21 protein-coding genes are annotated in these 25,547 nt (G+C 46.2%); 18 read left to right on the forward strand and 3 right to left on the reverse strand.

What is annotated here, in order from left to right:
* Positions 1-10: 10 nt before the first annotated feature.
* The 16 genes from NO989_RS04005 (at position 11) to tldD (ending at position 18,731) form a co-directional block, all read left to right on the forward strand.
* Positions 11-505 (forward strand): hypothetical protein, encoded by a 495-nt coding sequence (locus NO989_RS04005; RefSeq protein ID WP_049588426.1) that lies wholly within the window; start codon positions 11-13, stop codon positions 503-505.
* Positions 506-549: 44 nt separating this feature from the next.
* Positions 550-1,137 (forward strand): prepilin-type N-terminal cleavage/methylation domain-containing protein, encoded by a 588-nt coding sequence (locus tag NO989_RS04010; protein WP_049588424.1) that lies wholly within the window; start codon positions 550-552, stop codon positions 1,135-1,137.
* Between the two features lie 22 nt (positions 1,138-1,159).
* Positions 1,160-1,672, forward strand: coding sequence for a type II secretion system protein (locus tag NO989_RS04015; RefSeq protein WP_049588423.1), 513 nt, complete (start codon positions 1,160-1,162; stop codon positions 1,670-1,672).
* 1 nt (position 1,673) lies between these two features.
* Entirely contained in the window at positions 1,674-2,135 is a 462-nt protein-coding gene (locus NO989_RS04020; protein WP_049588421.1) for a type II secretion system protein, read from the forward strand.
* The gene (locus NO989_RS04025; RefSeq protein ID WP_049588420.1) at positions 2,125-2,646 is read left to right on the forward strand and encodes a prepilin-type N-terminal cleavage/methylation domain-containing protein; all 522 of its coding nucleotides are present in this window, start codon (positions 2,125-2,127) and stop codon (positions 2,644-2,646) included. The genes NO989_RS04020 and NO989_RS04025 overlap by 11 nt, the downstream gene beginning before the upstream one ends.
* The gene (locus tag NO989_RS04030; protein ID WP_049588419.1) at positions 2,646-3,389 is read left to right on the forward strand and encodes a type II secretion system protein; all 744 of its coding nucleotides are present in this window, start codon (positions 2,646-2,648) and stop codon (positions 3,387-3,389) included. Before NO989_RS04025 ends, NO989_RS04030 begins: the two co-directional genes overlap by 1 nt.
* On the forward strand, positions 3,379-3,867 hold the full coding sequence (locus NO989_RS04035; protein ID WP_110289001.1) for an agglutinin biogenesis protein MshP: 489 nt from the start codon (positions 3,379-3,381) through the stop codon (positions 3,865-3,867). The genes NO989_RS04030 and NO989_RS04035 overlap by 11 nt, the downstream gene beginning before the upstream one ends.
* Positions 3,867-7,565 (forward strand): DUF6701 domain-containing protein, encoded by a 3,699-nt coding sequence (locus NO989_RS04040; RefSeq protein WP_371342063.1) that lies wholly within the window; start codon positions 3,867-3,869, stop codon positions 7,563-7,565. The genes NO989_RS04035 and NO989_RS04040 overlap by 1 nt, the downstream gene beginning before the upstream one ends.
* A gap of 355 nt (positions 7,566-7,920) precedes the next feature.
* A complete protein-coding gene (locus NO989_RS04045) occupies positions 7,921-8,964 on the forward strand; it encodes a rod shape-determining protein (protein WP_014947909.1) in 1,044 nt (347 codons plus the stop codon).
* A 37-nt stretch (positions 8,965-9,001) separates the two neighbouring features.
* Positions 9,002-9,904, forward strand: coding sequence for a rod shape-determining protein MreC (mreC, locus tag NO989_RS04050; RefSeq protein ID WP_014978010.1), 903 nt, complete (start codon positions 9,002-9,004; stop codon positions 9,902-9,904).
* Positions 9,897-10,373: a rod shape-determining protein MreD gene (gene mreD / locus NO989_RS04055; protein ID WP_014978011.1), complete on the forward strand. Its 477-nt coding sequence runs from the start codon at positions 9,897-9,899 to the stop codon at positions 10,371-10,373. Before mreC ends, mreD begins: the two co-directional genes overlap by 8 nt.
* 36 nt (positions 10,374-10,409) lie before the next feature.
* Positions 10,410-11,000, forward strand: coding sequence for a nucleoside triphosphate pyrophosphatase (locus NO989_RS04060; RefSeq protein ID WP_061439084.1), 591 nt, complete (start codon positions 10,410-10,412; stop codon positions 10,998-11,000).
* Positions 10,997-12,463 carry a ribonuclease G gene (gene rng / locus NO989_RS04065; RefSeq protein WP_014947913.1) on the forward strand — a complete coding sequence of 489 codons (1,467 nt, stop codon included), beginning with the start codon at positions 10,997-10,999 and terminating at the stop codon, positions 12,461-12,463. Before NO989_RS04060 ends, rng begins: the two co-directional genes overlap by 4 nt.
* 26 nt (positions 12,464-12,489) lie before the next feature.
* Entirely contained in the window at positions 12,490-16,485 is a 3,996-nt protein-coding gene (locus tag NO989_RS04070; RefSeq protein WP_348670413.1) for a YhdP family protein, read from the forward strand.
* On the forward strand, positions 16,478-17,296 hold the full coding sequence (locus NO989_RS04075) for a carbon-nitrogen hydrolase family protein (protein ID WP_371342064.1): 819 nt from the start codon (positions 16,478-16,480) through the stop codon (positions 17,294-17,296). Before NO989_RS04070 ends, NO989_RS04075 begins: the two co-directional genes overlap by 8 nt.
* Positions 17,289-18,731 (forward strand): metalloprotease TldD, encoded by a 1,443-nt coding sequence (tldD, locus tag NO989_RS04080; protein WP_039217280.1) that lies wholly within the window; start codon positions 17,289-17,291, stop codon positions 18,729-18,731. Before NO989_RS04075 ends, tldD begins: the two co-directional genes overlap by 8 nt.
* Before the next feature lie 88 nt (positions 18,732-18,819).
* Here the strand turns inward: tldD and NO989_RS04085 are convergent, their stop codons facing one another.
* Complete coding sequence (locus NO989_RS04085) at positions 18,820-19,248, reverse strand: hypothetical protein (protein ID WP_371342065.1); 429 nt, start codon at positions 19,246-19,248, stop codon at positions 18,820-18,822.
* A 61-nt stretch (positions 19,249-19,309) separates the two neighbouring features.
* On the reverse strand, positions 19,310-19,867 hold the full coding sequence (gene yjgA, locus NO989_RS04090; protein WP_039236930.1) for a ribosome biogenesis factor YjgA: 558 nt from the start codon (positions 19,865-19,867) through the stop codon (positions 19,310-19,312).
* A gap of 72 nt (positions 19,868-19,939) precedes the next feature.
* On the opposite strand from yjgA, the gene pmbA reads away from it, so the two are divergent.
* Entirely contained in the window at positions 19,940-21,271 is a 1,332-nt protein-coding gene (gene pmbA, locus NO989_RS04095) for a metalloprotease PmbA (protein ID WP_039236933.1), read from the forward strand.
* Here pmbA and NO989_RS04100 read toward each other — a convergent pair.
* Positions 21,268-22,122 (reverse strand): AraC family transcriptional regulator, encoded by an 855-nt coding sequence (locus NO989_RS04100; protein WP_039225847.1) that lies wholly within the window; start codon positions 22,120-22,122, stop codon positions 21,268-21,270. The genes pmbA and NO989_RS04100 overlap by 4 nt on opposite strands.
* 104 nt (positions 22,123-22,226) lie before the next feature.
* Between NO989_RS04100 and NO989_RS04105 the strand changes: the two genes are divergently transcribed.
* Positions 22,227-25,346: a beta-galactosidase gene (locus tag NO989_RS04105; RefSeq protein WP_239247028.1), complete on the forward strand. Its 3,120-nt coding sequence runs from the start codon at positions 22,227-22,229 to the stop codon at positions 25,344-25,346.
* Positions 25,347-25,547 lie beyond the last annotated feature (201 nt).

The following is a 25,547-nucleotide window of genomic DNA, read 5'->3' on the forward strand; positions in this document are numbered from 1 at the left end:
GGGGAAAAGCGTGGCAAGCACCAAAACGGGGTTACTTAATTTTGTTGTTATAGGCGTATTGCTTGCTGTTATTGGGACAACATACGTGTTTTACGCGACACCAATTATTGATGAAGCGGAAAAGGTTAACAAAGAGAACGCGGTCGCACAGTTTCAGCGAGTGGTGATGTTAGCCAGGGCACAGTGGATAAAGACTAAGCAAGATACTGTGCTTATTTACGAAACTGAGTTTGACGCTGGTGGCAAAGTTAAACAACACAAAGATGTGGCGGCAGAGCTATACATTAATGAAAAAGGCTGGCCCGAAGGACTTAAAAAAGAACAGGGGAATGCGTGCGAATACATGCTGACTCTTGCAACCTTAAGAGAAGGTGAAGCGCTGTCAACAGTGTCTGTAAGCGACCATTATGCAAACGGTTACTTACAATGTGCTTTCTTTTGGGGAAGAGAGATTTGGTTTGAATATAACGCTGGTAGCGGCGTTGTCAGGCAAAGAAACAGTTGATTAAACGGCGGCACGATTCGCCTTATCATCATCAAGGAGATGTTATGAAAACCAAGCAACAAGGCTTTACGCTAATCGAGCTGATAATTGTTGTAATCATTCTAGGGTTGCTTGCGGCCACAGCATTACCACGCTTTATTGATGTTACTGATGAAGCTCGTGAAGCAAGTGTTGAAGGTGTTGCTGGTGGTTTTGCCGCAGCAGTAGGTCTTGTAAGAGCGCAGTGGGAAGTTGAAGGCCGTCCGAGCGGAAACAATGGAAATGGGAACGGCACTGTAATCACTTACGATCAAACGCAAGTAGGGGTAGACGGCACCATTGGTTACCCAACGGGAAGCTCTACAGGCAACACACTTATTTCTACCGTTAACGACACTGAATGCAAAAACGTATTTGACCTAATTCTTCAGTCAGCACCAACAAACACAACGTCGACGAACGACACCGTTGTTGCTGATTTCAGATATGCCGTTCGTGAGGACGACTCAGGTGCAAATACACTTTGTGTTTACTACTTAGTTGAATCTATGGGCTTACCTAATAGCTCAGCACCGGCAGACGGAACGCCAGATGGTGCAACGTACGACGGTTTCACTTACAACCCAGCCACTGGCCAGGTTACTGTTTTTTAATTAATACCTAGGAAGTTTAATTATGCAAAAAGTATCAACACAACAGGGTTTTACCCTAATCGAGTTAATCATTGTTATCGTGCTGCTGGGTATTCTAGCGGTAACCGCAGCACCTAAGTTTTTGAACCTTCAAGATGATGCGCGTGACTCTGTATTACAGGGAATTGCCGGATCAATTGAGTCTGCAGCGTCTGTTGTCTACGGAAAGGCTTTAATCAATGGCCAAGCAAGTGCGGAGACTGGTTCAGTAGATGTGGGCAGCTCAAGCGTTAATACGGTATACGGGTACCCGGACGCATCTGCAGCGACCAATCTCACTAATTTGCTAGATGCAGACATTAATGACGGTGGCGATTACCTGACCGCTGATGTGGCGGGTTCAGATCCAGCAGTAATTTTGATTTACTACTCGGGTTATACCGGATACAGCACTACTCCTCCGTCAGCGGCGAATGCACCTTGTACGATTACATACACCAATTCTACGGGAGAGGGTGAACGTCCTACCATAAACGTGACAACTTGCGTTCAGTAATGTGAAGAAAACCGGTTTTACATTAGTAGAACTTATCATAACCATATTGGTTATTGGGGTGCTGGCGGTAACCGCCGCACCTCGCTTTCTTGGTAACGATACGGAAGAAGCTATCGCCCTTCGCGATCGCACACTTCAAGTCGTTCGTAACATTCAGTTTCGTGCTATGCAAAATGTGCAAGACACTAGCTGTGTGAAAATAACCGCCACAATCATTGCCCCTCCCGCTGGCCACGATTGTACGAACGCCCTTTCTACCGCTTTTGATGCCGATCAGGTAGTCGATGCATCAAGCACCGACTTTACTTTTCAAACGGCCGATGAAAACGGCAATAGCTTTTCTCAAATCCAGTTTGATGGGTTCGGCAGGCCGCGAAACATTGCCTGTTCAACAGATTGCAAAATTCAAATAAGTACCTTTGCTATGTGTTTACAAAGTGAGGGAGCCGTTTATGCGTGCTAGCGCAATGTTTCCTACGTGTAGAAAACACAGTGAAGGCTTTACTTTATTAGAGTTAGTTATTGGTATTGTTGTATTTACGATTAGCCTAACCGTAGTACTGTCGCTTATTGTCCCGCAAGCTGAACAAACCGCAGAGCCGTTTCGTCAGGTGAAAGCGGCGAAATTAGGGCAGTCTTTAATGAATGACATTCTTAGTCGCTCTTATGATGAAAATAGCGACAGAAGCCCGCCATTTGAAACCTGTAATGCCAAAGGAAATTGCTCAACAACACTTGGCCCAGAAGAAGCGAGCGAAGACGACTACGACGATGTAGACGATTACAACGGGTACACAGTTAACGATGTGGGCGGAAACTATAGCAGTTTCGGTTTTACCGTAACGGTAGATTACGACAGTGACCTAAACGACAGTACGCCAACAGACGGCCTAACGTTTAAACGTATTGACATCGCAGTTACGGCACCAGACGGCCAAGTTTACAACTTTAGCGCTTATCGAGGGAGCTATTAATGTCCCTACCAAAAGCAAGACGCCAGCGCGGTTTTACACTTATAGAGCTTATTTTAGTGATCACTATTTTAGGTGTGATTAGCGTATCTGTAGCTCAAGTGATTTCTTTAAGTGCACAAATCTATATAACCGGCGCAGAGCGTACCCGCCTTGTTTCAGATGCGCGCTTTATTATTTTGCGGCTCGAGAAAGAACTGCGTAATGTGGTTCCAAACTCTGTGTCATTCGATTCGAGTTTGGGGTGTCTTTCTTACTACCCTATTAAGGAAAGTGGCACCTATGTGGGCGACGCGTTTAATAACCCTATGCACGTAGTCGTGTTCAATAGTCAGTTGAGTAAGGACGACACTCTTGTTATATACCCAACAAACCCGCAGAGCGTGAATGATAACGGGCGAATAATAGATGATATTGCCGACGCCGCTTCCGATCCCACTAGCGATAATCAATATGACCTCACACTCAGTGCCCCCAATACACAATCTTCACCGGGAAAGCGCTTCTTTATTCCTGAAGCGCAAGTAACCGTTTGTAGAACATCTACCGTTCAAGGTGAACGCTTAATTAGGACGCAAGGTGCTACGTCGGGCGTCCTTGGTACTAATGTGGTTTCGTGGAGTGCGAATGTGGTCACTGCAGGGTTACGGCAAAATGGCTTAATCGAACTGCAAATGACATTACAAAGCAGTGACGATGAACAGATATCGGTTGTACACGAGGTGCATTTCCCTAATGTGCCATAGTAAAACACGCCAACAAAAAAAGTATCGTATAGGCCAACGTCCTGTTGGGTTGTCTGGTTCTCCAGCGCGCCAACAAGGCTCAACCACCATTGTAGCAATTATCATTAGTATTATACTTTTAGGTCTTGGTATTGCGCTGTCTAATCAAATCTCATCGAATATTCGCCAGCAATCCATTGAATATTATGGCGCTCGTGCTTACTTAGCGGCGCAAAGTGGGATGGAAGTCGCTATTTCTAGGCTAATTAACGGCGATAATCCGGCGTGCACAGTCATAACGCAGCCGGTAGTTATTAGTGTGGCTAACATGCAGAATTGTACGATTACGCTATCTTGTGAGGTGGAAACTGAAGTCGAAGAGCCTGAGGTTGCCGCTGGTGAAATAAGGGTTTATGCGTTAGGGGCCGAAGCGCAGTGCAGTACCGGCCAGCTCGAAACCTCAAAACGCGTTCTTGTTGAAGTAAGGCAGGAAGAATAATGACATACTGTAATTCTGTTGCTCGACTCTTTTTGATTTGTGCCTTGTTTATACAAGCGTTAGCTGTGCAAGCCGTCCCTCAAATCGAAGGCAGGTTCATCGAACTTCAAAACACCTACAATAAAGCAGAGTGGACAACCATTAGCTTTTCACAGGTATACGACGAGCCGCCAGCGGTGTTTATGCTGTCTACCAATCAAGGTAGCAACCCAGCGATTGTCAAAATTCGCAATGTTACCCGCACAGGTTTTGAAGCGCTGCCCCTTGAGCCTTCTGGAGAAGATGGTCCACATATCACGATGGGAGCACATTACTTAGCGATTGCGTATGGCGTTCATGAATTTCCTGACGGTGATATTGTTGAAGTCGGTAAGATGGAGCTCGGAGGGGGGACTATTCAGGCATCGACAAGCTCTCCTTGGTATGAACCTAACGGCCCCTTGAAGGTGGGCGAAGAAAATGCGAGATATGCTCGCGTTTCACTTGAAACTGATTTTGGTGAACAGCCTGTTTTCTTTCACTCTATTCAAACGTTAAATAACCAAGTTGACGTTAATGGAAAGAAGCCACCCAACGAACATTTGTTACCGTTTCTAACTATTGCAGCAAAGTATGAAGCACCGTCTTATTTTATGGCGTTGGAAGCGTCTGAAACAGATTATGCGCCAGTTACACGCAATGAAACGGTAGCTTACATGGCGACAACAGAGGGATTCAATCGTAGATTTTTCGATGACAATGGTATTGAAGTGGTTTGGGAAGCCGATTTTGCCGACGTACGCATACAGGGGTGGGACGATGGTTGCTTTCGAAATGACTTTAAAAATAACTATGCGCAAACTCCTTTGGTTGCAGCCAGTAAAATAAGTAGAAACGGCGGCGACGGCGGTTGGCTTCGCAGCTGCGGCGTAAACAAAAATAGGCTTGGACTGCGTGTAGATGAGGATAGAAGCTTAGACTCTGAGCGCAACCACACTGAAGAAGACGCTAGCATTCTGGCTATGACTTCAGAGTTTGTGTTTAGTGGTGAAGTTCCTAGTTGTGATGACGCCTTTCCTGGCGCGGTTGCCGCTTTTAGTGGTTCCGCAATTTCACTCGCAGCTGGTAGCCGAATGATTGATGAAAATGCAGGTGTGTTGTCAGCACAGCAGTTTATCACCGACGCTACAAGTGGATCTGCAGACTACCCAAAATGCGGACAGAACCCTGTCGACTGTACCGTGAACAACACAGATGCGCTTACCGACTCACAAGCGAGAGCGATACCAACAATTACCATTGACGATAGCGGCCCAGAGATAGCAGAAGGGGATTTAGCGGGGGATTATTATTTTAACCGTCAACTGGTAACCATGGCGGCGGGTAACTACAACGTAATTGCACCCACGCGAATTTATGTTTCTGATCCGGGGGACAATATTGGTGGCGTGGCTACAAAGTTCACCATGGTGAATGCAAATATCACTGTCGCTGAAGGGGCTTATCTCGCTATTTATGTCGACGGAGATGTGGTCATCGATGGCTCAAACCCCAACGCATTGGTTTTAGCAAAAGGTGAAATAACCTTTGCCAATGTGTCTGAAGGCACATTGAGAGGCCGCTTTACCGCGGGAGGAGGCGTTGGCTCACCTGCTACTCTGAGGGTGACGGCTAATGAAGTGCCAAACAATATTCCTGGCATCTGCGGTCGGGAAGTTATTGAAGTACTGAATCACTATCGTTTTGAACTAGCTGATAACAAGGGTAGTAGCTGCGCCGCGAAAGAAGTTACCCTAAAAGCCTGTGCAGACGTCAACTGTGATTTACTCTACTCCCAGCCATCTACAGTCAACTTAGTGCCCGTTAATAGCGGTAACTATCGATGGTCGCCTGACGACAGCGTAACGTTTATCGGGCAGACCTCGCTAACACTCGATAGCCTAAGAGGCGCAGATCCTGAACTTGCTACTTCGGGAGAAAATCCATCTTCTCAATTGCGTTGCTTTATCGGTGGTAAAGAAGTGAATTTAGGTAGCTGTAAAATAAAGTATGAATCCGACGGGCTGGTGTTTAAGAATATCACTGATGATTCAGAAACCATCGTTACTCAGCTTTCTGGTAAGCCTTCAGACACTGGCTTTAACAGCAAGACCTATGCTATCGAAGCATGTGGGAATTCTGACACGCTAAAAAATCAAATTGTCGATGTTGAATTAAATTATAACTGTTCTAGTTCGAGTAATTGTTCTAACACCCTACTGCTTATCAATAACGGTAATGAACATCAACTGGGGCTAACCCCACGCACCTTTCCTATTCAATTTGATGCTGACTCGCGAGCTGCCTTTACAATTCAATACCCAGATGCGGGAGAGTTGTCGTTGTCAGCAGACATAACAAATCGAAGCGGTATTGCAGGTTCTTCTAATACTTTTAAAGTGCGTCCGTTCGGCTTTGCTATGAATATCTTAAATGATAGCGGCACGAGCTCCAATCTTAACGGTTACGCGAATAGTGCGAATGGTTCGCTGCTCAAACTGACAGGGGAAGACTTTGTCTTAGGCTTGCGAACAGTACAGTGGGTCGATGGTGAAGACAGTAACGACGATGGAATACCAGATAACTTTGCAGCACTGGAAAATAATAATACCGCGGAGCATTTTTCAGGTAGCGCGTTGTTAACACCCTTAAATATACTTCCTAGTGGCGGCGCAACGGGTACATTGAGCTTGCCCAGTGTTTTATTTAGCGACGAAGGTAAAGTTAACGTTGGTATTAATTACGATGAGGTAGGTACAATTTCCATTGCGGCACAGAGTACTTATTTGTCAGATACCACCGTGCAAGGGCTGGTGCAAAATGTTGGGCGTTTCGCACCTTCTAATTTTGCCTTGAGCGGAAGTGTTGAAGCAGCATGTAACGTCAATGGTGCATTTAATTACTTTGATCAACCCATTAGCGAAGTAAGCTTCTCGCTAACCGCACTTAACCAAAATGGCAGCCGCACCACAAACTACTACGATGGTTTCGATAAACTGATCAATATCAGCTTACAAGTCGAGCACGGCACAAGCTTGCTAAATAGGCTGGAAAACATTAATTCAATAAGTTGGCCGCAAAATGCCAGTGCTGGTCTTATTTCATTTTCTGACAACGATATCGTATTTAGTCGCCTTGCTGATAACAGCGTAGATGGGCCTTACCTCGAAGCACACATTGCGCTGGTGGCAGACCAAGCACAAATTGAGGGCGCAAACTTCAATGGACTTTCTTGTTCCGGTCAGTGCGTTGACGATTTTGGTGATTCAATCAGCTTTGCCTACGGTCGTGCAACGTTGATAAATAACTACGGTGCAGCCGACGAAGCGCTTTTGTTACCGCTTCGCACTCAATATTGGGACGGAAATAATTGGCGAATTAATAAGTATGACAGTTGTACGGCTTATGATCACGACAACGTGAATGACGAATCTGGTGAATTGGTTTCTTCGGGGGAAGAGTCGTTAAGTGAAGGAGCCTATAGAAATAGTGACGGAATACGCCTGTCATCACCAAACGGTGCTGGCAATTATCCTGTTAGTTATACGCCTGATGCTTGGCTATTGTGGGATTGGGATGGAGATGGCGAAGCTGATAATCCCCCAAACGCAACGCTCACGTATGGTGTGTACCGAGGAAACGACAATATTATTTACAAGCGCGAGCAAATCAATAATTAGCAAAGAAGGTTATCCGGTTTGGTCTTAATGCTGGTTGCGTAGCACACCGTAGTGGCGCCAACATAAAGAGATGTAAATTATTAGCAAATTGTTTTTGAACCTTCTAATTTTCGCAGGGTCACTATGTGGGTCTAATTTTAAAATTATTTGGAAACGCGTGTGTGGTATCCCTTCATGGGTAAAGCGCTAAAACTACTAAGCAAAAATGCAGTTATTTCGTCACTTAATTACAGCATTACTTGCCCAAAATAGCCCCCATTGTTAAAGTGTGCGAATAAATATCGACTTCACGTTAAAGCGTCGCCATCTCACCTTTGCAAATACGCGTTAACACAGAAACAGGAATACACTCTTCATGTTTAAAAAGCTTCGAGGCATGTTCTCTAACGATCTGTCCATCGACCTCGGAACAGCTAATACGCTGATTTATGTAAAAGACCAAGGTATTGTTCTGAACGAGCCTTCAGTAGTAGCTATTCGTCAAGAGCGCGCAGCAGGACCAAAAAGTGTTGCAGCAGTAGGTGCAGAAGCTAAGCGAATGCTTGGTCGTACGCCGGGTAATATACGTGCAATTCGTCCGATGAAAGACGGTGTTATTGCCGACTTTTACGTCACTGAAAAAATGCTTCAGCACTTTATTAAACAAGTGCATGACAATAATTTCTTGCGCCCAAGTCCTCGTGTATTAGTGTGTGTTCCTTGTGGTTCAACACAAGTAGAGCGCCGCGCAATTAAAGAATCTGCATTGGGTGCAGGTGCCCGCGAAGTTTATCTTATCGACGAGCCAATGGCGGCTGCTATAGGTGCGGGTTTACCTGTATCAGAAGCTACAGGTTCAATGGTGGTCGATATTGGTGGTGGTACAACAGAAGTTGCCATTATCTCACTTAACGGCGTAGTTTATTCATCATCTGTTCGCATTGGTGGTGACAAGTTTGATGAAGCTATTATCAACTACATTCGTCGTAACTTCGGTTCACTAATTGGTGAAGCAACCGCTGAACGCATCAAGCATGAAATAGGTGCTGCCTACCCAGGTGAAGAAGTGCGCGAAATTGAAGTGCGCGGTCGCAACCTAGCAGAAGGCGTACCTCGCGGGTTCACGCTAAACTCAAACGAAATTCTTGAAGCGCTTCAAGAGCCACTAACCGGCATTGTTTCAGCAGTTATGGTGGCGCTAGAACAGTCTCCGCCAGAGCTTGCTTCAGACATTTCTGAGCGCGGTATGGTACTTACCGGTGGTGGCGCGTTACTTAAAGACTTAGATAGATTGCTAATGGAAGAAACGGGCATTCCAGTTGTTATTGCTGATGATCCGCTTACTTGTGTAGCACGCGGCGGTGGTAAGGCATTCGATATGATTGACCTTCACGGTGGCGACCTGTTTAGCTACGAATAAACAGGAAAGGCAACCGTAAGGTTGCCTTATTTGTATCATGGATACTATTTTTACCCGCGGCCCTTCGTTAAATAACAGGCTTACACTGGCGCTTGTGCTGTCGGTCATTCTGATATTTGTCGACCATAAGCTAGACGGTTTCAAATCAACGCGGGTTTATCTCAACTCATTAATGAGCCCACTTCAGTATTTAGCAAACCTTCCCGGTTTAATGCTAAATGAAAGTGCCCAGCGTCTTACCTCTCAAGAGCAATTGCTGGCCGAAAACCAAAAACTTAATAATCAGCTGTTGTTAATGAGCGAAAAGCTCCAGCAGTTCGATGTAATTGCAAAAGAAAATGCACAATTAAGAGAGTTACTGCAGGCACCTATTCGGGTTTCTTCTCGAAAAATGGTTGCTGAGTTAATGGCGGTGGATAAAAACCCGTATAGCCAGCAGGTGGTTATCAACAAGGGTGCGATAGACGGCGTATATCTGTCTCAGCCAGTTATTGATGATAAGGGCATAGTGGGTCAGGTAATGGAAGTTGGGTCTACAAACAGCCGTGTATTGCTGATTGCCGATGTTACCCACGCTATTCCTGTGCGATCTCTTCGAAACGATATTCGCTTTATCGCAACCGGAAGCGGCGCACTAAACGAGCTGTATCTAGAGCATGTTCCTCATAGTGTCGATATTCAAGAAGGTGACACATTAATTTCGTCTGGCTTAGGAAAGGTCTTTCCAGAAGGTTACCCTGTGGCAAGAGTATCACAAGTCGTCCGAGATGAAAGCCGCCCTTTTGCTCGTGTTATTGTCACACCTTTAGCAAACCTAGACAGGCTTCGACACCTATTGCTGTTATGGCACACGCCTGAGTCAGAGAATGAGTCTGATGCTAACTCAACTGACGACACTGATAAGCCAGCTGTAAACGAGGAAGAATCTTCAGATGCGTAAACGTAACCTCGTTATATGGATTAGTCTGTTAGTTGCTCTGGTACTGCAAATTGTTCCACTGCCCACTCAAGTAGATGTGTACCGCCCTGACTGGGTGCTGGTTGTATTAGCATATTGGAGCATGGCGTTGCCCCACAGAGTAAATGTGGGTGTAGCCTTCTTAACGGGCGTAGCCATGGATGTATTGGTAGGCACGACCTTAGGTATTCATAGCCTTGGGTTGAGTATTTGCGTATACGTATTAGCGGCTAACTACCAACGGTTGCGTAATTATTCTGTATGGCAGCAAGCCATTATTATTGGCCTACTATCGGCGCTATATCACTTACTTACATTTTGGGTGCAGCATCTACTGACTGATATTTATTTCCAAGTCGATTACCTGTGGCCAGTGATAACGTCAATGGTGTTGTGGCCGTGGGTATTTTGGCTGCTTCGACGCACGCGCAGACAGTTTTCAATTTCGTAACCCGAACACGTTCTCGATTAAACCAAAGGTAAGCCAATGACAAAATCGGTAGTGTTAGCGTCAGCCTCTCCACGACGCACCGCTTTGCTCAAGCAAATGAACATAGCCCATACAATACAGCCTGCCGATATTGACGAGTCGCCCCGTGACAACGAGCCACCGATGGAGCTTGTCGCAAGGCTAGCCAGTGAAAAAGCCCAAGCGGTGAAAGCATACCTTGAGGATCAGCAGGCAATGACCGACGACAAGGTTATTCTGGCCAGCGACACGCTAATATCGTTTAACGGACAAAGTGTTGGCAAGCCAGAAGATAAAGCAGATTCTAGGCGCATCCTCACTATGCTTTCTGGTAAAACTCATGACGTCCTTACCGCTATTTGTGTGCTTGATAACGCTCAGCAACAGACTCAAGTAATTACCACATCTGTGACTTTTGCAGCATTGACGGATGAGCAAATTGACGCATACTGGGAAACAGGAGAACCTGCCGACAAAGCAGGGAGTTACGCTATTCAAGGTATTGGTGGTGAGTTTGTAGTTTCCATTAACGGCAGTGCAAGTGCCGTAATAGGCCTACCACTGTACGAAACCCGCCAATTACTTAATGCATTTGGAGTTGTGTCGTGAGTGCTGAACTGCTTATTAACGTTACCCCGTCAGAGTCACGGGTGGCGCTTATTGAAAACGGAATACTGCAAGAAATTCACGTAGAGCGTCATACCAAACGCGGTTTGGTTGGCAATATCTATCGCGGTAAAGTTAGCCGTGTATTACCGGGAATGCAGGCAGCATTTGTTGATATCGGTTTAGAAAAGGCCGCCTTCTTACATGCATCTGACATTGTCATTCACAATGAAATTGCTGAAGAAGTCTCGGCAAGCCATATTCAAAAGCAAGACATTCGCGAGTTGGTGCGAGACGGTCAAGATATTGTGGTTCAGGTAGTGAAAGATCCTATCGGTACCAAAGGCGCACGCCTTACCACAGACATTACTATCCCCAGCCGTTATCTTGTATTTATGCCTTCGGTGACTCACGTAGGCGTATCTCAACGCATTGAAGAAGAAGCAGAAAGAGAGCGCTTAAAGTCGCTGGTGCAAGAGTTTTGTGATGAAAACGGTGGCTTCATTCTGCGTACTGCGGCTGAAGGCGTGGGCAAAAACGAACTGCAGTCCGACGCAGCATTTTTGCGAAGGCTGTGGGATAAAATTCAGTCGCGTATGAAAAAGCGTAAGTCGAACGTGCTTTACGAAGACTTACCGCTAGCACGACGAGTGCTACGCGACTTTGTTGGTACAGAGCTCGACAGAATTCGAATCGACTCGAAACTATCATTCAATGAACTTCACCAGTTCACCAAAGAGTACGTGCCTGAAATGAACGGCAAGCTCGAATACTACCCGGGTGATAGACCTATTTTTGATTTATACGATGTGGAAAATGAGGCGCAGCGAGCCTTGGAACGCCGTGTCGATTTAAAATCTGGCGGCTACTTGATCATTGATCAGACCGAAGCGATGACCACAATCGACATTAATACGGGCGCTTTTGTTGGCCACCGGAACTTAGAAGAAACAATTTTTAACACCAATATTGAGGCGACGCAGGCAATTGCCCGTCAGTTAAGATTGCGCAACTTGGGTGGGATGATCCTTATCGACTTCATCGATATGATTGAACCAGACCACAAACGACGTGTCTTACACTCACTAGAGGTGGCGACGAACAAGGACAGAGCCAAGATAAATATTCACGGTTTTACTGCGCTAGGGCTAATTGAAATGACCCGTAAACGCACCCGTGAAAGCATTGAGCATATATTGTGCGGAGAATGCCCGGTGTGTAAAGGGCGAGGCACGGTAAAAACCATTGAAACCATTTGCTTTGAAATTATGCGTGAAATTGTACGGGTGAATCGCGCCTACGACGCAGACAAGTTTGTGGTTTACGCTTCACCAAAAGTGGCGGAAGCCTTAATGGGCGAAGAGTCTCATATGCTGGCAGAACTGGAAGTATTTGTGTCTAAACAAATCAAGGTTCAAACAGAAACATTGTACAATCAGGATAAGTACGACGTCGTCATGATGTAATGCATTAACGTATACAAAGGCAAAATGTGACAAATTTTTCGTCGGTAGCCGCTTATCTACTTAAGAAGTTTTGGCTGCTACTCGCCGTATTGCTTGTACTTTTCGCGCTTGTTTTAAGCGCTGCACGCTATGCTCTGCCGCATATTGAGCACAACAAACACCTGTTGGAAAATTATATTAATGAGCAGTATGGCGTAAACCTATCCATCCAAAGTGTGCATGCTGTTTGGCAGCGCAATGGTCCAAGTATTGTGCTCAATTCGGTGTCGTTGGCTAAAAACGATGCTTCCCCTGTTGCATTGGATATCAGGCAAATCTACGTCGAGCTAGATTTTTGGGAATCGCTACGCCACCAACTTATCTCATCTACCCGTTTTGAGCTGCGTGGTCTTAAGCTTGATATTGACGCCGATCGCCTTTCTGGAGGCGATAAGAATAACTTCCCTGTAGTAAATGCACTAGAGCGTCTGTTTTTAGAGCAGCTTCAAAGCTTCTCGTTAGAAGACGGGGTGGTATCTGTCACTCATCTTAATGAAACCAATTCATTTGATATTGAAAGTTTATCGTGGAACAACCATGAAGAGCGACACCAAGGTTTAGGTCAGCTTAAGGTTGCAGATTTAGCGGCTAACTCGGCGTCGTTTATCATTGATATCACGGGCACGCGGGAAGACTTTGACGGCGTGTTTTACGCCAAAGCAGAAGAGCTCGATATTTCTCCGTGGGTTAGCGATCTCATCAAAACCAAGCGTCCACTAGCGCAAAGCCGCGCAAACTTTGAAGTATGGACTAACTTTTCTCAAAGTGAAGTCACTAGCGTACAAGCCGAGCTTAGTGAAAGCCTTTTAGAGTGGGGCAGTGGCCGCGCGAAAACGGTAACAGGTATCAGCGGAGGTAGTCTTCAGGCGTTGCCTAACGATGAGAACAGACAGGGAGGCTGGAATGTCCGAGTGGATCAATTGGTGCTTAATTCAAGCAACGAGACCCTTACAACAGACCTAATTGGCAGTATAAGTGCAAATGGTGATGCGCTGATAAACACCGTAAAGCCGGTGCAAATTAACCCCTTTCTGCTGCTGTTGCCGCTTTTCATGGATGATACCAGTGAAGAAGAAATACGCGGGCTTAATCCAAAAGGCGAGTTGGCCACGTTGCAGATTCAATGGCACAACGGTCAGCCTTCTTTAGCTGCTAAAGTGCTAGATTTGCAGTGGGACAAAACAGATAAGGTACCAGGTCTTTCGTCGCTAGACGCAGACTTTTTCTGGTATAAAAATAATGGCGCTATCTACTTAGAGAGTGCGGATAGCTTACTCAGTGCCAACGGCGTAATTAAGAAAGACGTCAATATAAAGCTGTTTAAATCTCAGTTTTATATTTACCCAGAGCAGATAGATAGTGAAGACAAGCAGTGGGTAGTAAAAGGCAGCGATATGCTGCTTGATAGTGATGCCGTTACTCTTCATCCGCAGTTTAAACTGAATACGTCGACAGGGTTTATGTCGCTTTATGTGGATGTAAGCCCATTGGCGCTAAATGAGGTGAGCAGTTTATTTCCCCCTTCTTTAATGGGGGCCAATACCGACAAATACCTTACTCGTGCGTTTACAGGAGAAGGTGAAATCGCAAATGCGCGCGTGCTGTGGCACGGTCGCACGAGTGACTTCCCGTTTGACGACAACACAGGCATTTTTCAGGCGTATGTCGATATTGAGCAGGGGGATTTTCTTTTTGCGCCAGACTGGCCGGCACTTAATAACTTAGACCTATCTTTGTATTTTGTGAATAATGCATTAGTGATGGAGAGCCCTAGTGCGACGCTTGCTGGTATGAAAATCAGTGATATGTCGGCTGCCATTCCAAGCTTTAGTCCAGATGCCCGCCTGATTATTTATGCCAATGGTACTGGCACTGGGGACGCGCTAACCGCGTTAATGATGGATTCGTCCCTCAAAAAATCTCTGGGCAAAGTACTTAACGAAGACGTGCAAATTGGCGGGCCTCTATCTGCCGATATAAAGCTTGATATCCCGTTTAAAGGCAAAGATGTGGTGGCATCGGGAACGGCGCACTTGTCGAATAACCCCGTTTTTGTTGCGACCACAAATATGCTATTTGATAAGGCATCGGGAGAGGTGTCATTTGCTAATGGCGATATAGACGCAAGTGGGCTTCAGGCGCAGTTTCTTAAACAGCCGGTGAACTTGTCGCTATCCGGTAGGCAGGGCGACACGTACGACCTAAATGTAGAGTTAGGTGGACGGTGGCATGTACATCCGCTCGCTAACTATGTGAACACGGATCTCACCGAATACATCGACGGCGAAAGTGATTGGAACACTACAGTTCAACTGTCGCTTTCAAACAGTGGGTTTAACTATACTGCCAATTTAACTGCAGATTTGACGGCGACACAAAGTGTATTGCCTGCTCCCTTCGATACGCCAGCGGGCAGCAGTTTACCGCTGCTTATTACCAGTAAAGGCGATAGCAAAGCATCAAATGTGGAGGCGTCACTTGGTGATAACATTCGTTTTGATGGCGTACTACCGCACAAAGAAATGCAGTTTTCACGTGCGCACTTGGCACTTGGCGAAAGCGATATAGCCAACATTGGTACAGGTTTTAGTATCAGTGCGAATCTACCTCAAGCTGATGTGCAAGAATGGTTTACCACTATAAATATGTTACTTTCCGGTAAAGGGAAAGACACTAGCTCCGCCGTTGCAAAAACAAATGCTCAATCGAGTATCCAGTCAAACGAAAGTAAAAAAGCGAATTTGTTTGGCACTCCCTCGCGGATATTCGCCAAAGCCGACAAGCTAAATTTTGCTGGCCACAGTATTAAAGATGCGCAGCTCAGTGCAACAGAACGCAATAAAGATTGGATCCTAGACTTAGCGTCGCCTCAGGCAAGAGCCACTATTCGTATTAATAGTGATTTAGACGAGCAGGGCATTGAGATAAATGCCGACTATTTATCACTAGAGAAGCCTGCTCAAGCCGGGGGGGCGACAAAAACCGGTTCAGAGAGCGGCGTTGAGTTAGCTACGAATAGTGCTATGCCAAGTGAGGAAGGCGAGTCGCCCTACAATATTGACCCAAATACGCTACCGCCCATTTATTTTTATTGTCAGTCCTGTGGCGTGCACGGCATCGATTTAGGTGAAATTACCTTAGACATCGCGAAGGAAGAGAATGGTTTAGCCATTCGCCAGCTTCTAGTGAAATCTGATGAAACTAACGTTACCGCAACGGGTTATTGGAAGCACATGGGAGGCGAGATTCAAAGCGCGTTAAACGGAACATTAACGTCTCCCGACGTTGGGCAGATGCTAAAAGAGTACGGTGTTGAATCAGGTATAAAAGATTCTAGCGCAAATGTGGCGTTTGATATCAACTGGCCAAATGCGCCGATGGATTTCGGGTTTGAACAGCTAAACGGTAATGTTGAGTGGTCGCTCTCAGATGGGTATCTAACTGAGTTGAGTGATAAGGGGTCACGTATCTTTACCCTGTTTAGCTTGAACTCGTTAGTGCGGAAGCTCAGCCTCGATTTTCGAGACGTTTTTGCTAAGGGTTTTTTCTACGACGATATGGGCGGCACGTTAAGTATTGTTGATGGCAAAGCGTATACCGACGATACTGAAATTGACGGCGGCGCTGGTGAAATAGAGATCACGGGCTTCACCGATCTCAATACCGGTGGATTAAATTACAACGTATCGTTCGCACCGAACGTAACCGGGAACTTACCGTTTTTAGTGTATTTCTTGGCTACGCCGCCTACTGCACTCGCTGCTCTTGCCATAGATCAGGTGCTAACCTCTGCGAAAGTCATTTCAAATGTGAACTATCGCGTTACAGGTACCATAAAAGATCCTAAGTTTGACGAAGTTGAGCGCAACAGCAAAGACATCAGCTTACCTGCGCAAAATGCGCCTGTACCGGCCAACCCGCAAGACAGGCCATTAACGGAAGATGACGTACGCAGGCTTAAAATGGAGGTGATCGATGGTTAATTTAGTTGCATTACAAATGACATCTGCGCCAAGCGTGGAAGAAAATCTCGACACCGTTGCAAACGAAATGGCATTGGCAAAGATTGAGAAAAACAGTTTAGTTGTGCTTCCAGAGTGTTTTGCTTATTTCGGCGGTAAAGACAAAGGCCAACTTGCTGTGGCAGAAGCAAAGGGCGAAGGTGAGATTCAGCGACGTTTGTCAGCGCTTGCTGCACAATATCAGTGCTATCTGGTTTCGGGTACGTTTCCAGTGAAAACCAATAGCCCAGAGAAGTTTTCCGCAGCCTGCATGCTGTTTGGCCCCAATGGTGATGTGTTGGCAGACTACCGCAAAATTCACATGTTCGATGTATCAGTTAACGACAACACGGGCAGTTATCGTGAATCGGCGACAACCGAAGCGGGCAGCAAGGTGGTTACTGTTGAAACGCCAATAGGCAACATTGGTCTTGCGGTGTGCTATGATGTACGCTTTCCAGGGTTATTTACTGCAATGGGCGATATCGATATTTTGGTGTTGCCAGCGGCCTTTACCCAGCGCACCGGAGAAGCGCATTGGCATGCGTTGTTGCAAGCCAGAGCCATTGAAAAGCAGTGCTTTGTGGTAGCTGCGAATCAAAGTGGTGTGCATGCAAATGGCCGTGAAACATACGGTCACAGTCTTGTACTGTCGCCTTGGGGGGAGACCCTTGCCGAACGCAAAACCGACGTAGGGTTAGTTTCGGCAAAAGTAGATATTGCAGAAAGAGAAACCATTAAACAGAATATGCCGGTTGCCGAACATAACCGATTCAGGAGTCACTTTGTCTAAATCTGTTGAGCGTCATTTATTATCTGACTCAGGGCTAGATATCTCTAAGCTAGAGCGTGCTTTAGCGACTATTCATCGTCACGATACCGACTATGCCGATTTATATTTTCAGTCAAGCCAGCACGAAAGCTGGGTGTTGGAAGACGGCATTATTAAAGAAGGCAGCTATAACATAGAGCGCGGCGTAGGCGTGCGTGCAATTAGCGGCGAGAAAACAGGGTTCGCTTATTCAGATGAAATAAGCGAAGAAGCGTTGACCAAAGCGTGTAAAGCGGCTCGTGGCATTGCGCCAAGCGGCGGATCACAACAAGTTGCTTCGCTTGGGCAAAAACCAGTGCAAGCGCGATACAGCGAAAATAACCCTATTCTTGCGATGCAAGACGCTGAGAAAATTTCGCTTTTAAAAGCAGTAGATGCCTATATCCGCAAACAAGAGCCGTCTGCCAATCAGGTAGTGGTGAGCTTAAGCGGTGTGTATGAAGAAATTTTAGTTGCTGGCAGTGACGGTACTTTAGCTACTGATATTCGCCCGCTGGTGCGCTTGAACTGCTCGGTATTGCTAGAACAAGGCGATAGACGTGAACGTGGTTCAGCTGGGGCTGGTGGTCGCTATGCCTACTCGTTCTTTAAGCAAGACGAAAACGGAAAACCGTATTACGAAACCTTGGCAGAAGATGCCCTTCACATGGCGCGGGTTAACATGCAGGCAGTGGCGTCACCGGCAGGCGCTATGCCTGTAGTATTAGGTAACGGTTGGCCTGGTGTATTACTTCACGAAGCGGTTGGGCACGGTCTTGAAGGCGACTTTAACCGTAAGGGTGCATCAACATTTAGTGGCCGTATTGGTCAGCGCGTTGCTGCAAAAGGCGTGACGGTTGTTGACGATGGCACATTAAACGACCGTCGTGGCTCGTTGTCGGTAGACGATGAAGGCACACCAACAGCGCACAACGTGCTTATTGAAGATGGTATCTTGAAAGGTTATATGCAGGATAAACATAACGCCAAGCTTATGGGCGTTGCGCCTACCGGTAACGGTCGTCGTGAATCCTATGCACACTTGCCTATGCCCCGCATGACGAATACTTATATGTTGGAAGGCCAACACGATCCGCAGGAAATTATCGCGTCTATTGACAAAGGTATTTACGCGCCGAACTTTGCTGGCGGACAAGTAGACATTACGTCAGGAAAATTTGTATTTTCTAGCGCGGAAGCTTACTTAATTGAAAACGGTAAAATTACTGCGCCAGTAAAAGGGGCTACCTTAATTGGTAACGGTCCAGAGGTTATGCAAAAAATCTCAATGATTGGAAATGACACTGCCCTAGATAAAGGCGTTGGTGTATGTGGTAAAGACGGTCAAAGCGTACCGGTGGGTGTAGGTCAGCCTACGCTTAAAATTGACGAGTTGACGGTGGGTGGTACGGCTTAATTTAGCTCAAACCCGTAAACTGGAAAATTAAAAAAGGTTGGGCTTGGGCACCAACCTTTTTTTGTAAGCGGACTGGTATAAGTCGTGGCTAACTTTCAAATCCTTTTTCATTCAACCACTTAATGGCATCTTCCTCATTGCCAAAAATACCTAGCTCAAGGCCTGCATTGTCGTAAATTCTCTGAAATTGCGCTCTTACAATGGGCTGAACCGTGGTATCGCCGATAACTAGCGCGCCAAGCGCCATTCCGTGCTTCGCACGCCACTCTATTGAACGCTGCAGTTCTGTCTCACCTGCTTTAGTGAGAAGGGCAGAACCATGCAAAAAACCTAAAAATGCCCAACGCTTACCAGCAAAGCTGTTAATTACATCCATCATGTCGCGTGCGTAACGCTCAATGGCTGCCCCATCAGCAATACCTTCAGCCGATACACCAACAATGTTACCAAGCACTGCAATTTGATACTGACCGTACTTGCTTTTCAGTGTTGCGTTAGGGTTGGAAAATATTTTCACACTATCCCCCTTTGGCTGGTGAACGAAACTGTGATGTTGAGATTACTTTAATTGCAGACCGTTAATCCTCATGAATAACGTCTTTCAAATACTGAAACAACTCTCTGAATGCTTTAGGCGGCGCATTTTTTTCACGCTCTTTTTTAATTTGGCGATGAAATTGGCGCAGCTTTTGGCGGTCCAGTTCAGGGTGCGCTTCAATCAGCTTTTGAATAGCGGGGTCGCCCTGTTCAATCACGGCTTCACGGGCTTTTTCTAGTGCATGAAAGGCCGCATTGCTCGCCTGATGCTGATGTGTAATTTTAGCCAACGCCTCTTCAATAGGGGCGGTATCTCTATGACGTAAAGCTTTGCCGATAAACTGAAGTTGACGGCGGTAACCGTCTTTTTTCTTATTCACTTTGCGGGCAATAGCTACGGCGTCAGCAAGCTCTTCATCCATTGGAATCGTCGCTATGTGAGCATCGGTCAGGTTAACCAACGTTTCACCTAGCTTGTGAAGTTCTTTAGCTTGACGCTTCAGCTCAGTTTTACTGATTAATTCTTCCTCTTCGAACTCATCTGCTTGCGCATCTTCGAAGTAAGGATCTTCAGGAGAATTGTATTTCTGATCACTCATTTCAAACTCATTAGTGTTACACTTTAGCTAAATTGTAACTATCACAGTCGAATTAAGACAGCGAAACTTACTATGCAAATTGAGCAGCAGTTAGCCGACATTCAAAATGTCGTAGATGATGTACTGAAATTAGCCCTTTCTAAAGGCGCAACACAAGCCGAAGCCAGCATGTCTAAAGTGCAGGGCATCGCCGTGTCTTCACGTATGCAAGAAGTTGAAAACGTTGAATTTACCAACGACGGCGGCTTAGGTATAAGCGTATACGTAGGCAAGCGAAAGGGGAGTGCGTCTACCGCAGATCTGAGCAAAGCGGCGCTAACACTCGCGGTAGAAAAAGCCGTCGATATTGCACGTTATACCAGTGAAGATCCTTGTACAGGTTTGGCCGATGCCGACCTTATTGCTACCGAGTTCCCTGATTTAGATCTGTATCACCCTGAAGAATTAGATACTGAAAAGGCCATTAAAACTGCTATTGAAGCCGAAACGGCGGCAATGAATTACGACTCGCGCATTACAAATTCAGATGGCGCGTCGTATAACGCAAATCTAGGTATGCGCGTTTACGGCAACACGCACGGTATCAATGCAGGTTATCCTAGCAGCCGCTATTCACTAAGCTGTATGGTTATTGGCGCACAAGATAACGATATGCAGCGCGATTACGCTTACACAGTAAGTCGTAAAGCGTCTTTGCTGCAATCAGCAAGTGCAGTGGGTATTGATGCCGCGAAAGCTACTGTAGACCGTTTGGGGGCTCGTAAAATCAACACGGCAAACGTGCCTGTGCTTTTACACCGTGACATCGCATCTAGCTTATTTGGCCATTACGTTGGAGCTATCAGCGGCGGCAGCCTTTATCGTCGTTCTAGCTTCTTGCTAGATAGCTTGGGTAAACAAGTTTTCCCAGAATGGCTTAATATTGAAGAGCGTCCGTTTATTAAAGGCGGTCTGGCAAGCTCAAGCTTCGACAACGAAGGTGTGGCATGTTCTGACATGACCATTGTCGATGCGGGTAAATTGGCTACATATCTTTATACCACTTACTCGTCGCGTAAACTAAACACCCGCTCGAATGGCCACGCCGGTGGTATTCATAACTGGCTAGTAGGTGATACGGGTCACAGCGACGCCGACCTGCTTAAAGAAATGGGCACAGGTTTGTTTGTAACCGAACTGATGGGGCAGGGCGTTAACGGTGTGACGGGCGATTACTCGCGCGGCGCAGCGGGGTACTGGGTTGAAAATGGCATCATCCAATACCCAGTTCACGAGGTAACTATTGCTGGCAATCTGAAAGATATGTTTAAAGGCATTGTGGCAATTGGCGCTGAAAAAGATGTGCGCGGTAGTGTACAGACCGGTTCTGTGCTTATTGACCAAATGAAGATAGCAGGCAGCTAGTTTACGCTTTCTCGAAACGCTGAAGGAGACAGCCCGGTGGACTTCTTAAAGCGTTTCGAGAACGTAAATACATTTGCGTAGCCTACATAACTGGCGATATAAGATACGGGCCACTGCGTGCTTAGTAATAAGCTTTTGGCTCGTGTCATACGCAAATGGATAACGTGCTGTTTGGGGCTTCTCCCAAATACTTGTAAGCACAGCCTGTGAAGGTGAGGGGCAGAATAATGCGCTTTCTCACTTAAGCTTTCCATATCCCAATCAAACTGAAGCTGTTTTTCAACCGCAGAAAAGAGGCTGTGTAGCCTGCTTACCTGGCGTCGTTCTTTCTCATCGTGAGTATGTACGTCACTCAAAGGCGCATCAATAATACGATACAGATAGCGAGAGACAACTTGCATCGCCGAATTTCGATTCTCGACGTCACGCTCTAAATACAAAAGTTCCATTGCATGATGCAGTCCTTCCAGCATGGCATTATCCACTATCACAGCACCTAGCTTATTAAATAGTGTCCAGCGTTCGGAGTCTGCCAGGTTGACCCAAATTATATCCCATTGCTCACTGACTATTGTGACTTCGAAACTTTGTCCAGCGGGTAAAATAATTAGCTGTCCTTCATCCAATTGCATCTCGCCTGACGGGACACGAAATTTTCCTTGTCCATGAATGCTGTAAAACAAGGTGTGGTTAGGAGGCGAAACGCGACCTACCGTATAGTCACCTGATAAGTTAGAGCATCCTGCTAGTTCAATCTCCAGGTCGCTGATTTCAGGCGCATTACTACTATCAATAAAGCGTTCAAAGCACTTGGGGCCTATGTCTACAATGTCTCTAAAGCTAAGTTGCATAAATGTGAAATGATAGTTTTGGATAAATATATGAAAGATTAGAGCATAAAGGATTTAATGAAAGTTAGCTATATTGCGCTTAACGAAAAAGTAAAGGATATGACATGCTTAATGTTGCGCAAGTAGTGGCTCAAAACGATTGGCAAAACCCGGTTGTATTTCAGAGGAATCGCATCAATGCCCACAGTCCACATCACGGATATAAAACGCTAAAAGACGCATTGCACAATACCAATGCGCAAAAGCGTAGTTTAAACGGTCAGTGGGATTTCCGTTTATTTGAGGCACCAGCAAACGTACCTGAAAGCCTGCTTTCTAAAACATTAAGTGATGATGAATCTGCTAATTGGCAGCCTATTGCGGTACCTTCTAATTGGCAGCTGCAAGGTCACGACAAACCGATTTACTGTAACGTGAAATATCCCTTCGCGGTGAACCCTCCTGTGGTTCCTAGCGAGAATCCAACGGGTTGCTACCGAACAACGTTCAACGTTACCAAGGATGAGTTAAAACAGCGCAATCATATCGTCTTTGAAGGGGTAAATAGCGCGTTTCACTTATGGTGCAACGGCGAGTACGTAGGCTATTCCCAAGACAGTCGACTACCGGCTGAATTCGATTTGTCTGGCTACTTGGTCGAAGGTGAAAACCGACTAGCGGTAATGGTGATCCGATGGTCAGACGGCAGCTACTTAGAAGATCAGGACATGTGGTGGCTTAGCGGTATCTTCCGCGACGTAAATCTTGTCACCAAACCTCAGCATCACATTCAGGATGTGTTTGTTACGCCAAGCCTTGACGCATGCTATCGCGACGCAGTAGTAACCGTACGTACCGCCATCAATGCGCCTTCTACTTACATAGTGGGTATCCAGCTTTTTGATGGCGATAACGCTGTTACCGAGCAAGTCATTACCGGCACTAACAATAAGCGTATTGATGAAAAGGGCGGTTGGGATGATGTAGTTTTTCAAACGCTTCATGTGAATGAACCTAAACACTGGACTGCTGAAACACCGAATCTGTACCGCATCGTAGTCTCGCTTATTGATGAGAATGGCAATGCCGTTGATGTTGAGGCCTATAACGTTGGCTTTAGAAACATTGAAATGAAAAACGGCCAGTTACTGGTAAATGGTAAAGCCGTGCTAATTCGTGGGGTTAACCGTCACGAACACCATCAAACGAAAGGGCATGCCATTAATGAAGATGACATGCTTGAAGACATTAAGTTGTTAAAGCAAAACAATTTCAATGCCGTACGTACCGCTCATTATCCAAATCACCCTCGTTGGTATGAGCTTTGTGACGAATACGGGCTTTATGTGGTGGATGAAGCTAACATCGAAACCCACGGTATGTTCCCAATGGGAAGGCTTTCTCGCGACCCGCTCTGGGCCGGCGCCTACATGGCGCGCTTTACGCAAATGGTCGAGCGAGACAAAAACCACCCCAGCATCATTATTTGGTCGTTAGGGAATGAGTCTGGTCACGGCCCTACCCACGATGCAATGTATGGCTGGGCAAAGTCATTTGACCCATCGCGCCCTGTACAGTACGAAGGCGGCGGCGCTGATACTTCGGCTACCGACATTATTGCGCCAATGTACGCACGGGTTGATACCGACATTAAAGACGATGCAGTGCCTAAGTGGGCCATTAAAAAATGGTTGTCGATGCCGGGGGAAAACCGCCCCGTTATTCTATGCGAATATGCGCATGCTATGGGTAATAGCTTGGGTAGCTTTGATGAATACTGGAAAGCGTTTAAGGCTTATCCTCGCCTTCAAGGTGGCTTTATTTGGGACTGGGTTGATCAAGGGTTAGTAAAGCACACTAATAGCGGCGAAGCATACTGGGCTTACGGCGGAGACTTCGGCGATACTGAAAACGACAGACAATTCTGTATAAACGGTCTGTTATTTCCAGACAGAACGCCACATCCGCACTTATTAGAAGCTAAATATTGTCAGCAGCACTTAAGCTTTTCGTTGGTTGAGAAAGACAACAAGTTTGAGCTTACAGCAAGCAGCGATTACTTATTTAGACGCACAGACAACGAGTTGTTACGTTGGCAAGTGCTAGAAAATGGACAACCGATTGCTGAGGCGAAGGGCGAATGCGAAATCGACATAGCGCCACAACAAGCACAGACGCTCAGTCTTAGCCCAGATATTTCGTTTAAAGCAGGCGCTGACTACCACTTAAATATTGATGTGGTACTAGCGAATGACTGCTCGTGGGCTAAAGCAGGGCATGTTATGGACACCGCCCAGTTAGCGCTAGTCAACAAGCGTGGAATAGTATCGTTTTCTCTTAATGATAACGAAACAACAAGCGGCACTAGTGAGCTATCAATTGAAGCTCAGGATGGGATGTTGCTGGTACATGCGCAAAATAACGTATTTAGCTTTAATAGTGAGAGCGGGCTATTAACCTCGTGGCTTCAAGGCGCGGAGGAAACACTTAGCGCGCCGCTAGAAGATAACTTTTTCAGAGCGCCGCTAGATAACGACATTGGGGTAAGCGAAGTTGATAATCCAGACCCAAATGCGTGGGAGTCTCGCTGGCGTCGTGCTGGAATTGGCAAGTGGACACGCACTTGCACGGGCGTAAACGTTGAGCAGGGCGCGCAAGACGTGCGTATAACATCGTTATTTGATTATCACCATTCAGAAAAGCTGGTAGCGGCAACAAAGTGGGTTTACACCATAAATGTACAGGCCAAGCTATCGGTAGACGTTGAAGTGCTTTTGGATGATGGTTTACCGCCTATGCCGCGTATTGGTATGCAAACGGCGGTACCTGTAGCCGATAAGCCAACGTCGATTACCTGGCAGGGACTAGGGCCATTTGAGAACTACCCTGACAGAAAAGCGGCAGCGCGATATGGTCACTACACCTTACCTATAGAAGAGATGCAAACGTGCTACATATTTCCAACGGACAATGGCTTGCGCTGTGGCTGTAATCAACTTGAAGTTAGCAGCTTAAAAGCAATTGGACAGTTCTATTTTAACGTGAGCGAATATGGGCAAGCACAGCTAGACGAGGCAAAACACACCTGTGATTTAACACCTCAAGATTGTGTGTTTGTGTACATAGATCATGCCCACATGGGCGTAGGCGGCGATGATTCATGGAGCCCAAGTACACATAAAGCATTCTTGTTGGAAGAGAAGCAATACCGCTACTCAGTTTGCTTTAGCGCCGCTGACAGCTAATCCTCAGTGTGAAGTCGATCATTTAGCACTCGATATCTCAAATGACAATTCGCGGCATAGCATAGCTATGCCGTCATTGGGATAAAGTGTTTACATATAAAAAAGCCGCTACACAGTAGCGGCTCAGACTGTTGAAAAAGCCCTAGACGAAAGTCTGGGGCTTTGATCTAATAGGCATAGTGAAATTCGGAGTGTTCACCA

The sequence above is a fragment of the Alteromonas sp. DY56-G5 genome (genome assembly GCF_041414725.1).
GTDB lineage: Bacteria > Pseudomonadota > Gammaproteobacteria > Enterobacterales > Alteromonadaceae > Alteromonas > Alteromonas macleodii.

What these genes read in the sequence shown, in the direction of transcription:
- NO989_RS04010 (WP_049588424.1), top strand. Translation starts at nt 550, where the DNA reads ATGAAAACCAAGCAACAAGGCTTTACGCTAATCGAGCTGATAATTGTT.
- NO989_RS04015 (WP_049588423.1), top strand. Translation starts at nt 1,160, where the DNA reads ATGCAAAAAGTATCAACACAACAGGGTTTTACCCTAATCGAGTTAATC.
- NO989_RS04025 (WP_049588420.1), top strand. Translation starts at nt 2,125, where the DNA reads ATGCGTGCTAGCGCAATGTTTCCTACGTGTAGAAAACACAGTGAAGGC.
- NO989_RS04030 (WP_049588419.1), top strand. Translation starts at nt 2,646, where the DNA reads ATGTCCCTACCAAAAGCAAGACGCCAGCGCGGTTTTACACTTATAGAG.
- NO989_RS04035 (WP_110289001.1), top strand. Translation starts at nt 3,379, where the DNA reads ATGTGCCATAGTAAAACACGCCAACAAAAAAAGTATCGTATAGGCCAA.
- NO989_RS04040 (WP_371342063.1), top strand. Translation starts at nt 3,867, where the DNA reads ATGACATACTGTAATTCTGTTGCTCGACTCTTTTTGATTTGTGCCTTG.
- NO989_RS04045 (WP_014947909.1), top strand. Translation starts at nt 7,921, where the DNA reads ATGTTTAAAAAGCTTCGAGGCATGTTCTCTAACGATCTGTCCATCGAC.
- mreC (WP_014978010.1), top strand. Translation starts at nt 9,002, where the DNA reads ATGGATACTATTTTTACCCGCGGCCCTTCGTTAAATAACAGGCTTACA.
- mreD (WP_014978011.1), top strand. Translation starts at nt 9,897, where the DNA reads ATGCGTAAACGTAACCTCGTTATATGGATTAGTCTGTTAGTTGCTCTG.
- NO989_RS04060 (WP_061439084.1), top strand. Translation starts at nt 10,410, where the DNA reads ATGACAAAATCGGTAGTGTTAGCGTCAGCCTCTCCACGACGCACCGCT.
- NO989_RS04075 (WP_371342064.1), top strand. Translation starts at nt 16,478, where the DNA reads ATGGTTAATTTAGTTGCATTACAAATGACATCTGCGCCAAGCGTGGAA.
- yjgA (WP_039236930.1), bottom strand. Translation starts at nt 19,867, where the DNA reads ATGAGTGATCAGAAATACAATTCTCCTGAAGATCCTTACTTCGAAGAT.
- pmbA (WP_039236933.1), top strand. Translation starts at nt 19,940, where the DNA reads ATGCAAATTGAGCAGCAGTTAGCCGACATTCAAAATGTCGTAGATGAT.
- NO989_RS04100 (WP_039225847.1), bottom strand. Translation starts at nt 22,122, where the DNA reads ATGCAACTTAGCTTTAGAGACATTGTAGACATAGGCCCCAAGTGCTTT.
- NO989_RS04105 (WP_239247028.1), top strand. Translation starts at nt 22,227, where the DNA reads ATGCTTAATGTTGCGCAAGTAGTGGCTCAAAACGATTGGCAAAACCCG.